We start from the raw sequence: 13,478 nt of genomic DNA, 5'->3' as shown, positions 1-13,478 counted from the left end.
TTAGCGTTAATATCGGGTGTTGTTTTTAAACGAAATTTATAAGCTTTGCGAATAACCATACTGTTATTATATACAGTATGATTAAAAAGGAACAACCCACTTAGTCGCTTCGCGACTATTGCCTTATATCACCGACCTAAAGGAGCGGTGTATTACGGCAAAAGTTGATAAAAAATATTAATATAAGTATTGCTGCGGCTAGCGCATGATAACGTAACGTTTTAAATTCCAAATTATGCTGTGCTTTTTTTGATCCTTTCAAATAGTGTAGCACTAAAAAAGCGCAGACAAGCTGCGCTTTTGATGTTTACATTTAATAGTAATATTAACCAATAGGTTATATTTAACTATTTTGCTCTCTCGCAATAGCACGATATGCAATATCAGTACGATATTCCATGCCATCCCAGCTGAGTTGCTTTATTAGCTCGTAAGCGCGTTGCTGCGCTTCGGTTACGGTATTACCCAGTGCGGTGGCACATAATACACGTCCGCCCGCAGTTACTACGTCATTACCGTTTTGTTTAGTACCAGCATGAAATACTTTTTCGCCAGCAGGGTAGTCAACCTGTAAACCCGATATAACATCGCCTTTAGGATAATCACCAGGATAGCCTTTAGCGGCCAGTACTACACCAACGGCTGCACGTGGATCAAACTCAATGGTGGTTTTATCCAGTTCAACACGATTAGCCGCTTCAATTAACTCGACTAAGTCTGATTGCAAACGTAGCATCATAGGTTGAGTTTCCGGGTCGCCAAAACGACAGTTATACTCAATTACTTTTGGCGTGCCATCGGTATCTATCATTAAGCCAGCGTATAAAAAGCCTGTGTACGGATGACCCTCGCTCGCCATGCCCTCTACCGTTGGGTAAATCACTTCGTTCATAATACGCTGATGAATTTCATCGGTAACTACTGGCGCAGGTGAATAAGCACCCATACCGCCAGTGTTAGGGCCAGCATCGCCATTGTAAGCGCGTTTATGATCTTGGCTAGTGGCAAATGGTAATACGTTTTTGCCATCTACCATCACAATGAAAGACGCTTCTTCACCTTCTAAAAACTCTTCGATAACTACGCGGCTACCAGCATCACCAAAAGCATTACCCGCAAGCATGTCACGAATAGCATCTTCAGCCTCGGCTTCAGTCATCGCAACAATAACGCCTTTACCTGCGGCTAAACCATCTGCTTTGATTACAATTGGCGCGCCTTTTTCTTTTAAATAAGCAAGGGCAGGGGCAACCTGTTCAAAGGTTTGGTAATCGCCACTAGGGATATTGTGACGCGCTAAAAAGTCTTTAGTAAACGACTTTGAGCCTTCAAGCTGAGCTGCGCCCGCTGTTGGGCCAAATATAGCTAGGCCGTGTTCACGAAACTTATCAACCACACCTAATACTAACGGGATCTCAGGGCCTACAATAGTAAGCTCAACATTATTTTGTTGTGCAAACTGAAGTAAACCGTCTAAGTCGTCAACATTTATTGCAACGTTCTCAAGTTTTGGCTCAAGTGCTGTGCCCGCATTACCAGGGGCTACAAATACTGTGTTTACTTTGGTGTTTTGAGCGGCTTTAAACGCAAGAGCGTGTTCGCGGCCGCCGCTGCCAATGACTAAAACATTCATGGCGAAAAATTCCTATTTAAAGCGGTTTTTTAAATTTCAGCGTCATGCGGTCACTCTCACCAATAGCTTTATATTTATCGGCATCTTGCTCGCCTAAACGTAAGCTTGGTGGTAGCGTCCATACCCCTTTAGGGTGATCGGCTGTATCTTTTGGGTTAGCATTTATTTCACTACTAGCAACTAATTCAAACCCAGCTTGTTTAGCTATTTCAATTACGTAGCTTTGCTTCATGTAACCACTGCTTTTTTGATCGTCATCGGCGCGTGCTTCAGGCAATCTATGCTCCACTACACCTAAGGTGCCACCTGGTTTGAGCGCGGTATAAAAAGATTTAAACGCACTAAGTGCGCCGTCTTTATTTTTACCCATATACCAGTTATGCACATTTCTAAAGGTAAGTACCATATCGGCGCTATTTGCAGGGGCAAGTTCGGTGTGAGTAACAGGAGCAAACTCAGTTACTATTACTTTACTAAAACGTGGGTCTTGCGTTACTTTTTGTTCAAACTCAGAGCGAGAACGCTGATAAAAGCCAGTCGCATCTTTTGGAAAATGCGCGGCGTAAAATTTGCCATTATCTTTGAGTACAGGCGCTAAAATTTCGCTGTACCAACCACCACCGGGCGATATTTCTACCACGCTCATATTCGGCTTTAAGCCAAAAAATGCCAGCGTTTGTGCTGGATGACGAAACTTGTCACGCTCACTGTTTTTAGCAGCGCGCTGCTCATAATTAAGTGCATTAGCAACTAATGAGTTTTCACTGTGGTTATGAGCCAAGCTTGCTGCAGAGCTAAGCGCAATAGTGGCGACAAGTATAGATTTTAAAGCAAATTTCATCATTTTATTCTTCACTGTTAGTTTAATGAACAATCAGAATACGTTAATTGATTGCAAACAAACAGAGCTAAACTCAAACTTCAGTGTTTAGCTCTATAAGTGATTAGTGGCGGAAGTGGCGCATACCAGTAAGTACCATTGCCATGCCAGCTTCGTCTGCTGCGGCAATCACTTCTGCATCACGCATTGAGCCACCTGGCTGAATTACTGCCGTTATGCCAGCGGCTGCAGCTGCGTCAATACCATCACGAAATGGGAAGAATGCATCCGATGCCATAACTGAACCTTTAACTTCAAGGTTTTCATCTGCTGCTTTAATACCGGCAATTTTAGCCGAGTAAACGCGGCTCATTTGGCCCGCGCCTACACCGATTGTCATACCGTCACGGGCATATACAATGGCGTTAGATTTAACAAATTTAGCTACTTTCCAGCAAAATAATAAGTCTTTAAGCTCTTGCTCAGTAGGTTGACGCTTAGATACAACTTTTAAATCGCCTTGCGTTACCATGCCTAAGTCGCGGTCTTGCACTAAAATACCGCCATTAACGCGTTTAATATCTTGGCCTGCGGCTTTACCTGTCCACTGTCCACATACTAATAAACGTACGTTTTGTTTAGCCGAAACAATTTTGGCTGCAGCGTCAGATACGCTAGGAGCAATAATTACTTCCACAAATTGACGCTCAACAATTGCTTCCGCGGTTGCTGCATCTAACTCTTGGTTAAAGGCAATAATGCCACCAAATGCCGACGTAGGGTCGGTTTTAAAAGCACGTTCATATGCTTCAAGAATATTGCTACCGATAGACACGCCACATGGGTTTGCATGTTTTACGATTACACAGGCTGGTACGTCAAATTCTTTAACACACTCAAGCGCTGCATCGGTATCAGCAATGTTGTTGAAAGATAACGCTTTACCTTGCAGCTGAGTTGCTGTTGCTACTGAAGCTTCAACAATGTCGTTTTCAACATAAAAAGCCGCGTCTTGATGCGAGTTTTCGCCGTAGCGCATATCTTGCTTTTTAGTGAACTGCATATTGATAGTGCGTGGGAACTTTGTATCTTCGGCGGCTTCCTCTGTGTAATCAGGAACCATTTTACCGAAGTAATTAGCAATCATGCCATCGTACTGAGCGGTGTGCTCGTAGGCTGCTATAGCAAGGTCAAAACGGGTTTTATAGGTAGTAGAACCCTTGTTGCTTTGCATTTCGCTGATCACGCGGTCGTAGTCGCTGGCGTTTACCACAATAGTAACGTCTTTATGATTTTTAGCCGCTGCGCGAACCATAGTCGGGCCGCCAATATCTATGTTTTCAATAGCATCTTCAAGGCTGCAGTTTTCTTGAGCGACAGTATTCGCAAAGGGGTATAAGTTAACTACAACAATGTCGATAGCAGAAATATTGTTTTCTGCCATTACGCTTTCATCTTGTCCGCGACGCGCTAAAATGCCGCCGTGAATTTTTGGATGAAGTGTTTTTACGCGGCCATCCATGATTTCTGGGTGACCTGTGTGATCTGATACTTCAGTGACTTTTATGCCGTTATCAGCAAGTAGTTTACAGGTACCGCCAGTTGATAAAATATCAACACCTTGCGCTTCTAATGCGCGGGCAAATTCAACTATACCGGTTTTATCAGACACACTTAATAGTGCGCGACGAATGGGACGATGTGTATCCATTGTAGTTTGATTTCCTCAGTTTATGAGCTAGCTTAGAAGCGGGCATTTTAACTGATAACAACTCAAAAAACGACTTATTAAGGGTGAGCATTTTGCAATTAGCACTTGTAGCAATAATGCAGCTCCTTATGGATTAACTAAGGTTAAACCTTATGTTATGCATTTATTACTAGCATAATTGAATGCTTAACCTAAATTTAGCTTAAAAGGCAACGCCAATCTACATGAATAATACTAACGCTTAGTGACACCAACCAACTAAAACATGAGCATTTTAGCTTATTAAATAACTAACTCAGTGCGTTGAAAATAGCTGCTAAAGATAGGTTTACTAGCTGGAAATCAGGTTAAATAGCAGGCATAAAAAAAGCACCCTAAGGTGCTTTTATATAAATTAACGGCCATAAATAGCTATTAATTTATACCCTATGTATTGGCTTAGTAAGCATGCTTACCAGTCAATACAAAAAGTATTAGTTCATGCCGTATTTTTTAAGCTTTTTACGTAAAGTACCACGGTTGATACCTAGTAAAATTGCTGCACGTGTTTGGTTACCACGTGTATACGTCATTACTTCTTCCAGTAATGGCGCTTCTAGCTCTGAAAGAACAAGGTCGTAAACGTCTTGCACATCTTGACCGTTAAGCTGCTTTAAATAGTGGTGAACAGCTTTCTTTACTGCGTCACGTAATGGCTGCGGTTTCTCGTGTGCCTGAACATGAGGGTTAGTGATAAATGGAGAAGTCACGTTTTGTTCGAACATTATTTAATCTCTTTCTTTCTTAGTTAGCTGCTAGTGTTTTAAAGTATTGCTCTAATACGTCAACTTGTGTAAGTGGGTTGTCGATCGTATTAAATACTCGCCTAAACTGACCATCACGGTCATGGGTTTGCAAATACCAAGATACATGCTTACGAGCAATTCGCGCTCCCATTGGCTCACCGTAAAACGTATGGAGATTAGTTAAATGCTCCATTAAAATACTGCGCACCTCTGCAATAGCAGGTGGCTGTAAATGCTCTCCGGTTCGCAAATAGTGGTCTATCTCCCTAAATATCCAAGGGCGACCTTGGGCGGCTCGGCCAATCATAATGGCATCTGCACCCGTATAATCTAATACCTGCTTTGCTTTTTCTGGTGATGTAATATCACCGTTTGCAACCACAGGAATCGACACCGAACGTTTAATGTCCCTAATCGTGGCGTACTCAGCTTCACCCTTGTACATACATGCGCGTGTGCGCCCATGTACGGCAAGTGACGCTATGCCATAACGTTCAGCTATTCTCGCAATCTCTACACCATTACGGTTATCCAGATCCCATCCAGTACGGATTTTAAGTGTTACAGGTATATCAACAGCATTAACGACTGCATCAATAATCTCTTCCACAAGTTCAGGAAACTGTAATAAAGCAGAGCCAGCGAGTTTCTTGTTCACTTTTTTTGCTGGGCACCCCATATTGATATCTATGATTTGTGCACCATTAGCAACATTGAATTGTGCGGCCTGTGCCATAAGTTCAGGATCAGCTCCTGCAATTTGCACCGCGCGTATTCCCGACTCACCGCTGTGATCCATACGGTTCATCGATTTTTCGGTTTTCCAAACATCAGGATTCGATGATAACATTTCAGACACAGCAAGCCCCGCACCTAAGCGGCGACAAAGTTGTCTAAATGGTCTATCTGTAATACCGGCCATAGGCGCGACAATTACGTTATTCTCAAGTTGGTATTTACCGATACGCACTATATTCAATAGGCCTCTTTTCAAGGGGCGCTAAGTTTACGGTTTTTTTAGCAAAAATCAAAGGCTATAAATTGAACAAAAGTAACTTTTTTTTGCCCTTTTCGTATTGACATTTGATAACCGTATGACAAAGCGGTTTATTTGTTTGAAATTTAAGCAGCTTTTATTTTTAGTATAAAATAGAGATAAATTTTATTTTGTAAATAAATGGTAAAGCCTGTTAAATACAGGCTTCAGATGCTTGTTTTAAGTAAAAGCTCTAAATAGCGTTGGGCAGTGCTTATGCTTTTTTAGTGCCACTTACACGGGTCCAATCACCTTCAATAGCAATGTCGTCCAGCTCAATAAAGGGGGCATAAACATCGGCAACCGATTGCGCTTGCTCGGTTAAAATTCCCGACATAGCTATTTTGCCACCGGGTTTTAATAACCCTAAAATAACACTATGTAGTTCACGTAACGGTTGCGCTAAAATATTAGCAACGACTATATCGGCACTAAATTCAGGTTGGTTTTCTGGCAGGTATACTTCTAATTTGTCGGCAACACCATTACGATTAGCATTATCTAAGCTCGCTTCTAGTGCTTGCGGGTCTATATCTATACCAATCATGCGCTCTGCGCCAAGTTTAATAGCAGCAATGCCCAAAATGCCCGAGCCACAACCAAAATCAACCACGGTTTTACCGGTTAAATCTTGGCTTTCTAGCCATTTTAAACACAATGCGGTAGTAGCGTGAGTGCCGGTACCAAATGCAAGGCCTGGGTCGAGTAATACGTTTACTGCATCTGGATCAGGAATATCGCGCCAGCTTGGGCAAATCCAAAGTCTTTCGCCAAATTGGATTGGGTGAAAGTTATCCATCCACTCACGTTCCCAATCTTTGTCTTCAAGTTGTTCTATTTTATATGTTAGATTTTGCGCAACTGATTTATCTGCGTTTAACAGCGCTACAACGCTATCCATATCGTGATTAGCATCAAATAAGCCTATTACCGTAGTATCGGCCCAAAATTGCACAGTGCCTATTTTAGGCTCATAGATAGGCGTGTCTTTGGCGTCAATAAAAGTAACCGATGCACTACCAGCTTCAACTAGTAGATCACTAATTAAATCAGCGTTATCAGCGTTGGCGTTAATACGAATTTGGATCCAAGCCATGTTTATTTCCAGATAAAGGGGGTAAATAGAAAAAAGGCCGCAAGAGCGGCCTTTTTAGTTTTAATATGTATTAGCCGCTTATTATTTAGCGTCTAAAAAGCTTTTCAGTAAATCAGAGCGAGAAGGGTGACGTAATTTACGCAGCGCCTTTGCTTCTATTTGACGAATACGTTCACGTGTTACGTCAAACTGCTTACCTACTTCTTCTAAGGTGTGGTCGGTATTCATATCAATACCAAAACGCATACGCAGTACTTTAGCTTCACGGGCTGTTAGGCCAGCAAGTACGTCGTTAGTTGCGCCACGAAGCGACTCCATAGTTGCCGAATCAATTGGCGAATCAATGGTCGTATCTTCGATAAAGTCACCTAAATGCGAATCTTCATCATCACCAATCGGTGTTTCCATCGAAATTGGCTCTTTAGCAATTTTAAGTACCTTACGAACTTTGTCTTCAGGCATCATCATGCGTTCAGCTAATTCTTCTGGATTTGGCTCACGGCCCATTTCTTGTAACATTTGACGTGAAATACGGTTAAGTTTATTAATCGTTTCAATCATATGTACCGGAATACGGATCGTTCTTGCTTGGTCAGCAATAGAGCGCGTAATTGCTTGGCGTATCCACCATGTAGCATAAGTCGAAAACTTATAACCACGGCGATATTCAAACTTATCAACGGCTTTCATCAAACCAATATTACCTTCTTGAATTAAATCCAAGAACTGTAAACCACGGTTTGTATATTTTTTAGCAATTGAAATTACCAAACGTAAGTTAGCTTCAACCATCTCTTTTTTCGCACGGCGAGCTTTAGCTTCACCAATACTCATACGACGGTTTATGTCTTTTATACGCTCAATATTTAAGCCAGTGCTACTTTCAATAACACGTAATTTATTCAGACTACGAATGATCTCAGGCTTAACTTCTTCAAGTTTTGCCGAGTACTTTTCGTTAGCTGCAATTTCTAAATCAACCCAAGTAGCATCCGTTTCGTTATTAGCAAAGTGCTTAACAAACGTTTTCTTTGGTAACTTAGCAATTTGTACTGCTTGTTTCATGATAAGACGTTCTTGAACGCGAACTCTGTCCATCATTTCACGCATGTTATTAACCATGCGATCAAATTGCTTAGGTATTAATTTAAAGGTTTTGAATAACTCACCAATTTCAAATATAGCGGCAAGAGAATCTGGGTGCGAGCGACCTTTAGCTTCAAACGTTTCACGTGCTTTATTATATAAATCACGTAAATTTTCAAAATGAACACGTGCTTCTTCAGGATCTGGTCCTGTGTCTACTTCTTCTTCGTCTTCATCATCTTCGTCGCTGTCGTCATCGTCTTTATCGTCGTCATTAAGTTGTTTTGCACTTAATTCTGAACCAATATTAGTTGCCGAAATTGGCGCTGTGTCTTCATTAGGATCAATAAAGCCAACGATAATATCGCTAAGGCGCATTTCTTCTGCTTCAAACTTATCCCACTGCTCGAGTAGGTAAGTAATTGCTTCAGGGTATTCAGCAACCGAAATTTGTACTTGGTTAATGCCTTCTTCAATACGCTTAGCGATTACAATTTCGCCTTCACGGGTCAGAAGTTCAACAGTACCCATTTCACGCATGTACATGCGTACCGGATCCGTTGTGCGGCCGATCTCTTTTTCTACGGTCGCAAGGGCTGCAGCGGCAGCTTCAGCTGCGTCTTCGTCTGTCGTTGTTTCTTGCATCATTAGTTCATCGGCATCTGGCGCGTTTTCGCTAACCTTGATACCCATGTCATTAATCATGCTAATGATATCTTCTACTTGATCTGAGTCTATAATATCTTGTGGAAGGTGATCATTTACTTCTGCAAAAGTTAAGTAGCCTTGCTCTTTACCTTTTAGAATCAGAAGTTTTAATTGTGACTGAGGAGTTGGATCCATAGAGATTTTTTCTTCCACTCTGATAAGTTGATACAACAGGCGCCATCATGTAGTTTGCCTTAAAGCTAAACTAGAATAATGTGACGCAGTGAATAGCGTAGTATAACAGTTTAAATCAAATTTGACTAGCTGTTAGTCGCTTTTAACGCTGTCATTAACAAATGACATTCAAGTCTTTCATCGCTATTTAGACCTTGCGTCTTATCCTTTATTAATAGGGTCTCTAGTCGATAATTTAAACACTGATCTTCAATAAATTTAAAAGTATTTTGAAAAACAGTCTCTAAACGCTCTTCATTTATTTGATGTTGCCACGTTGCCAGCTTAGTTAGCGGGTCATAATCGTCAGTGCCTCTAAAGAATTCGAGCAACTGCGCTGTGGTAACATCTTCTTTTTGCAACGCTTGATGTTGTAAGCGCAGTAGCAAACCAATGCCGGCAATATTCATTTGTGCTAAATCGGGCAAATAGGGCACGCTTTTAGCCATTTGCGGATGTTGAATTAAAATACCGATTGCTTGGCGCATGGGGGTTATTTTAAATTTTCGCTCAATTGAATGCTGTTGCTTAGGTGTTTTTAAGCGATTATTGAGTTGCTCACGAGTACGGCCAATTAATCGCCCGAGCTGCTCAAGAATATTTTCTTGATAAAACTCACTAGGAATTTTTTCAATTAATGGTAATGCGGCACTAAGTAACTTGGCTTTACCCGAATCAAGCGTTAAATCTATTTCTAGGCTGAGCTTATTGAATAACACTTTAGTGAAATCATCGGCTGCATTTAAGCGTTGTTCAAACTTATCTTTACCTTCGGCTTGTACTAAGGAGTCGGGGTCTTCGCCGTCGGGTAAAAATACAAAGTTTAATGCTTTACCATCATTTAAATAAGGCAGTGCGTTTTCGAGCGCACGCCAAGCTGCATCACGCCCTGCACGGTCACCATCGTAACAACAAATTACTTTATCTGTTGTTCTAAATAGAGTGTGCATATGCTCACTGGTTGTTGCTGTCCCAAGTGCTGCAACGGCATATTCAATACCTTGCTCTGCCAGCGCCACCACATCCATATAGCCTTCAACAATCAGTACATGGTCGAGCTTTTTGTGTGCTTGTTTAGCTTCATATAAACCATAGAGTTCAAAGCCTTTATGAAAAATACGTGTCTCTGGCGAGTTTAAATATTTAGGGCCTTGATCGGCTTGCATTACGCGCCCACCAAAGGCAACTACGCGGCCACGTTTATCGCGAATAGGGAACATTAATCGATCGCGAAAAAAGTCAAACTGTCTGCCAGGTGTTTTTTCTGAGGCGAGTTTTAGCTCTACCAATTGCTCTTTTTGTTCTTTGTTACGGCCAAGTTGTAGGCACAAACCATCCCATTCACTTGGTGCATAACCTATCATGAACTTTTTAACTATTTCGCCGCTTAAGCCCCGGCCTTTAACGTATTCAATAACAGCGGCAGAATTACTATGGTGCTTTAACTGGTGTTGATAAAACCTTGCAGTATGGAGCATTAAATCGTAATCAGAGCGTTTTTGCGCTGCAGTACGCTCAGGTGCCGAGCCGCTACCTTGCTCACGGGGAACTTCTAAATTAAGTAAACTTGCAAGCTCTTCAATAGCATCAACAAACTCAAGTTTTTCGTATTCCATAACAAACGAAATAGCATTACCGTTAACGCCACAGCCAAAGCAGTGATAAAACTGTTTATCTTGGGAGACGGTGAACGAAGGCGATTTTTCGTTATGAAAAGGGCAGCAAGCTTGGTAGTCTTTACCGGCTTTTTTAAGACCGACTTTTGAGTCTATCAGGTCGACAATATCGGTTCTGGCAAGCAAGTCATCTATAAAATTACGTGGGATCTTTCCAGCCATTAGTAAAATAACGTCCTGAGATAATTAGAATAACAATGAAAGCGAGATTAAATTTATAACCCTACAAATAAAACCAAGCGATTTTATACGCATATATTAATTGCTATTAAATAGGGCGGGTGCAAATAGCACGTTTGTAGATTTGAACACAAATCGGATACAAAAACAAAGAAACCGAGCTCTAGGCTCGGTTTACTTCAATCATACTTAATGTATGTGGGAGTACTAGGCTGTTAATCGTTGCTTAATTAAACCAGAGATTTTGCCCATATCGGCGCGACCTTCAGCTTTGCTTTTGATTATACCCATTACTTTACCCATGTCTTGCATACCTGCTGCGTTAGTGTCAGCAATAGCCGCATCAATGAGAGCAATTATTTCTTCTTCACTCAATTTTTGAGGTAAGAAAGTTTCAAGTGCTACTATTTCATTGGCTTCAATATCAGCTAAATCATCACGCCCAGCATCTTTGTACTGAGTGTAAGAGTCACGACGTTGTTTAACAAGCTTCACTATAACGGAGGTAATACCTGCGTCGTCTAGTGTTATTTGCTCGTCTTTTTCACGTTTCATGACTTCAGCAAGTACCATGCGAATAGGGTTAAGACGTAATTTGTCTTTGGCTCTCATCGCATCTTTTTGCGCATCTTTTAGCGTTATTAAAAGGCTCATTTATACAAGACCTAATATATTAGTATAATTTAACGCGACGTGCGTTATCACGAGAAAGTTTTTTCATGTGACGTTTTACTGCAGCAGCTTTTTTACGCTTACGCTCAGCTGTTGGTTTTTCATAGTGCTCGCGACGACGAACTTCTGAAAGGATTCCTGCTTTTTCACATGAACGCTTGAAGCGACGAAGTGCTACGTCAAACGGTTCGTTCTCTCTTACTTTAATTACTGGCATTAAAAATTCACCTACCTAAATTATGAGCGTTGCTCAAGTTGATCAAACATTGATCAAGTGGTTCAAAAATGGTGCGGTATTGTAATCCGAAGCAACACCACATGTAAAGGATAATATTAACAGAAAGCTGGCATCTAAAACAGTGTTAATTTACTTGGCGTTGATACAAACGACAAAAAACTTGCCCAGCCTTTTTTTCTTTAATTAACAACCAGTTGATTGGTGCAGTAAAGGTGCTTAACTCGCTTTCCACCTCAATGTAAATTAAAGCGTCACTGCTTAGCCATTGATTGTTTTCTAGTAAATCAGCGCTCGATTGTGCCAAGTTTTTACGAAATGGCGGGTCAACAAAAACTAGATTAAATGGCTCATTACTATTAATTTGCTCTAAAAATGCCAGTGTATTGGTATGTTTTACGTGTGCGTTTTGCAGCTTTAAAGTACTAATGTTTAGCTCAATTTGCTTTGCTGCGGCAGCGTCAAGTTCAACAAAAGTAGCGCTTTTAGCAAATCGCGACAGCGCCTCAAAACCTAAACCGCCAGAACCGGCAAAACAGTCGAGCACATTTGCCTCTCGGGTATCTTGCATTAACCAATTAAACACTGTTTCTTTTATACGATCAGTTGTTGGGCGCAGCCCTTGTACGTCTTTGACGGGCAGCTTTCGGCCTCTAAATTGGCCACTGATCACTCTAATAAAGCCATCGCTGGATTTGCTAGTTACTTTATTTTGCGTTGTTTTTTTTCTCATTTAGCTCACTAAAAATTGGTATCTGCTATCTAGCTCAGATAATATTGCAATCATATCATAGCGTATTATTTTTCAACTGCATTAAAAGTGGTAGTATAAGCATCCTAGACAATAGATTGTGCCTTTAAACAGTTTAAAATAGCAGTTAACGCACATACTATTATTATCGTTAGTTTATCAGAATTTTATAAGTGGTTATTAGCAAGTATGGCAAAAAAAAGTAAATTACTGTCTTGGTTAGGTTTTGGTAAGTCAGATAAAAAACAACAAGCGGAACAAAGTGCCCAAGAGGCCGATAACCAACAGCAAGCGCGCTTAGCAGCAGAAAAAGCTGAAGCAGAGCATTTAGAGCAACAGCAGCGTTTAGCAGAGCAAGAAGCGCAGATGCGCCTTGATCAAGAAAAAGCAGCAGCTGAACAAGCCGAGGCTGAGCGTTTAGAGCAAATACGTATTGCAGCAGAGCAAGCAGAAGCTGAGCGATTAGAGCAGCAAAAACTTGCAGCCGAGCAAGCACAGAGAGAGCAAGCTGAAAAGCTAGCGATTGAAAAAGCCAATGCTGAGTTAATCGTAAAACAGCAAGCCGATGCTCATGCATTACAGCTAGAGCAACAGCAGCGTTTAGCAGAGCAAGAAGCGCAGATGCGTCTTGAGCAAGAAAAAGCAGCAGCAGAACAAGCAGAGGCTGAGCGTTTAGAGCAAGCACGTATTGTAGCAGAGCAAGCTGAAGCTGAGAATTTAGAGCAGCGAAAGCTTGCAGCCGAGCAAGCACAGAGAGAGCAAGCCGAAAAGCTAGCGATTGAAAAAGCCAATGCTGAGTTACTCGCAAAACAGCAAGCCGATGCTCATGCATTACAGTTAGAGCAACAGCAGCGTTTAGCAGAGCAAGAAGCGCAGATACGTCTTGATCAAGAAAAAGCAGCAGCAGAACAAGCA

11 protein-coding genes and 1 pseudogene are annotated in these 13,478 nt (G+C 41.4%); 1 reads left to right on the top strand and 11 read right to left on the bottom strand.

The features are described from left to right. Positions 1 to 343: 343 nt before the first annotated feature. The 11 genes from purD to rsmD form a co-directional block, all read right to left on the bottom strand. The gene (gene purD, locus AAEY55_RS17395) at positions 344 to 1,633 is read right to left on the bottom strand and encodes a phosphoribosylamine--glycine ligase (protein ID WP_011327055.1); all 1,290 of its coding nucleotides are present in this window, start codon (positions 1,631 to 1,633) and stop codon (positions 344 to 346) included. A gap of 16 nt (positions 1,634 to 1,649) precedes the next feature. Beyond that, positions 1,650 to 2,474, bottom strand: coding sequence for a class I SAM-dependent methyltransferase (locus tag AAEY55_RS17390; protein ID WP_089367656.1), 825 nt, complete (start codon positions 2,472 to 2,474; stop codon positions 1,650 to 1,652). 103 nt (positions 2,475 to 2,577) lie between these two features. Further along, entirely contained in the window at positions 2,578 to 4,164 is a 1,587-nt protein-coding gene (gene purH, locus AAEY55_RS17385) for a bifunctional phosphoribosylaminoimidazolecarboxamide formyltransferase/IMP cyclohydrolase (protein ID WP_086996647.1), read from the bottom strand. Positions 4,165 to 4,637: 473 nt separating this feature from the next. Next, positions 4,638 to 4,928 (bottom strand): DNA-binding transcriptional regulator Fis, encoded by a 291-nt coding sequence (gene fis / locus AAEY55_RS17380; protein WP_011327058.1) that lies wholly within the window; start codon positions 4,926 to 4,928, stop codon positions 4,638 to 4,640. Between the two features lie 19 nt (positions 4,929 to 4,947). After that, on the bottom strand, positions 4,948 to 5,919 hold the full coding sequence (gene dusB / locus AAEY55_RS17375; RefSeq protein ID WP_172459251.1) for a tRNA dihydrouridine synthase DusB: 972 nt from the start codon (positions 5,917 to 5,919) through the stop codon (positions 4,948 to 4,950). A 280-nt stretch (positions 5,920 to 6,199) separates the two neighbouring features. Then, entirely contained in the window at positions 6,200 to 7,081 is an 882-nt protein-coding gene (prmA, locus tag AAEY55_RS17370) for a 50S ribosomal protein L11 methyltransferase (RefSeq protein ID WP_089367657.1), read from the bottom strand. Positions 7,082 to 7,162: 81 nt separating this feature from the next. Continuing rightward, positions 7,163 to 9,010 (bottom strand): RNA polymerase sigma factor RpoD, encoded by a 1,848-nt coding sequence (gene rpoD / locus AAEY55_RS17365; RefSeq protein WP_011327061.1) that lies wholly within the window; start codon positions 9,008 to 9,010, stop codon positions 7,163 to 7,165. Between the two features lie 125 nt (positions 9,011 to 9,135). Further along, a complete protein-coding gene (dnaG, locus tag AAEY55_RS17360; protein WP_011327062.1) occupies positions 9,136 to 10,887 on the bottom strand; it encodes a DNA primase in 1,752 nt (583 codons plus the stop codon). 225 nt (positions 10,888 to 11,112) lie between these two features. Beyond that, positions 11,113 to 11,559: a GatB/YqeY domain-containing protein gene (locus AAEY55_RS17355; RefSeq protein ID WP_041454325.1), complete on the bottom strand. Its 447-nt coding sequence runs from the start codon at positions 11,557 to 11,559 to the stop codon at positions 11,113 to 11,115. Positions 11,560 to 11,578: 19 nt separating this feature from the next. After that, positions 11,579 to 11,794 (bottom strand): 30S ribosomal protein S21, encoded by a 216-nt coding sequence (gene rpsU, locus AAEY55_RS17350; RefSeq protein ID WP_002957797.1) that lies wholly within the window; start codon positions 11,792 to 11,794, stop codon positions 11,579 to 11,581. A 145-nt stretch (positions 11,795 to 11,939) separates the two neighbouring features. Next, positions 11,940 to 12,545: a 16S rRNA (guanine(966)-N(2))-methyltransferase RsmD gene (gene rsmD, locus AAEY55_RS17345; protein WP_011327064.1), complete on the bottom strand. Its 606-nt coding sequence runs from the start codon at positions 12,543 to 12,545 to the stop codon at positions 11,940 to 11,942. A 207-nt stretch (positions 12,546 to 12,752) separates the two neighbouring features. Here rsmD and AAEY55_RS17340 point away from each other — a divergent pair. After that, a pseudogene (locus tag AAEY55_RS17340) lies at positions 12,753 to 13,478 on the top strand (signal recognition particle-docking protein FtsY); the annotation flags it as partial.

The organism is Pseudoalteromonas sp. 120-MNA-CIBAN-0494, from assembly GCF_040308885.1.
Classification (GTDB): Bacteria; Pseudomonadota; Gammaproteobacteria; order Enterobacterales; family Alteromonadaceae; genus Pseudoalteromonas; species Pseudoalteromonas nigrifaciens.
Note: the sequence above shows the minus strand (reverse complement) of the source record. Positions and strands in the feature narration are given on the sequence as shown.

What these genes read in the sequence shown, in the direction of transcription:
- prmA (WP_089367657.1), bottom strand. Translation starts at nt 7,081, where the DNA reads ATGGCTTGGATCCAAATTCGTATTAACGCCAACGCTGATAACGCTGAT.
- purH (WP_086996647.1), bottom strand. Translation starts at nt 4,164, where the DNA reads ATGGATACACATCGTCCCATTCGTCGCGCACTATTAAGTGTGTCTGAT.
- dnaG (WP_011327062.1), bottom strand. Translation starts at nt 10,887, where the DNA reads ATGGCTGGAAAGATCCCACGTAATTTTATAGATGACTTGCTTGCCAGA.
- AAEY55_RS17355 (WP_041454325.1), bottom strand. Translation starts at nt 11,559, where the DNA reads ATGAGCCTTTTAATAACGCTAAAAGATGCGCAAAAAGATGCGATGAGA.
- rpoD (WP_011327061.1), bottom strand. Translation starts at nt 9,010, where the DNA reads ATGGATCCAACTCCTCAGTCACAATTAAAACTTCTGATTCTAAAAGGT.
- rsmD (WP_011327064.1), bottom strand. Translation starts at nt 12,545, where the DNA reads ATGAGAAAAAAAACAACGCAAAATAAAGTAACTAGCAAATCCAGCGAT.
- fis (WP_011327058.1), bottom strand. Translation starts at nt 4,928, where the DNA reads ATGTTCGAACAAAACGTGACTTCTCCATTTATCACTAACCCTCATGTT.
- rpsU (WP_002957797.1), bottom strand. Translation starts at nt 11,794, where the DNA reads ATGCCAGTAATTAAAGTAAGAGAGAACGAACCGTTTGACGTAGCACTT.
- purD (WP_011327055.1), bottom strand. Translation starts at nt 1,633, where the DNA reads ATGAATGTTTTAGTCATTGGCAGCGGCGGCCGCGAACACGCTCTTGCG.
- AAEY55_RS17390 (WP_089367656.1), bottom strand. Translation starts at nt 2,474, where the DNA reads ATGAAATTTGCTTTAAAATCTATACTTGTCGCCACTATTGCGCTTAGC.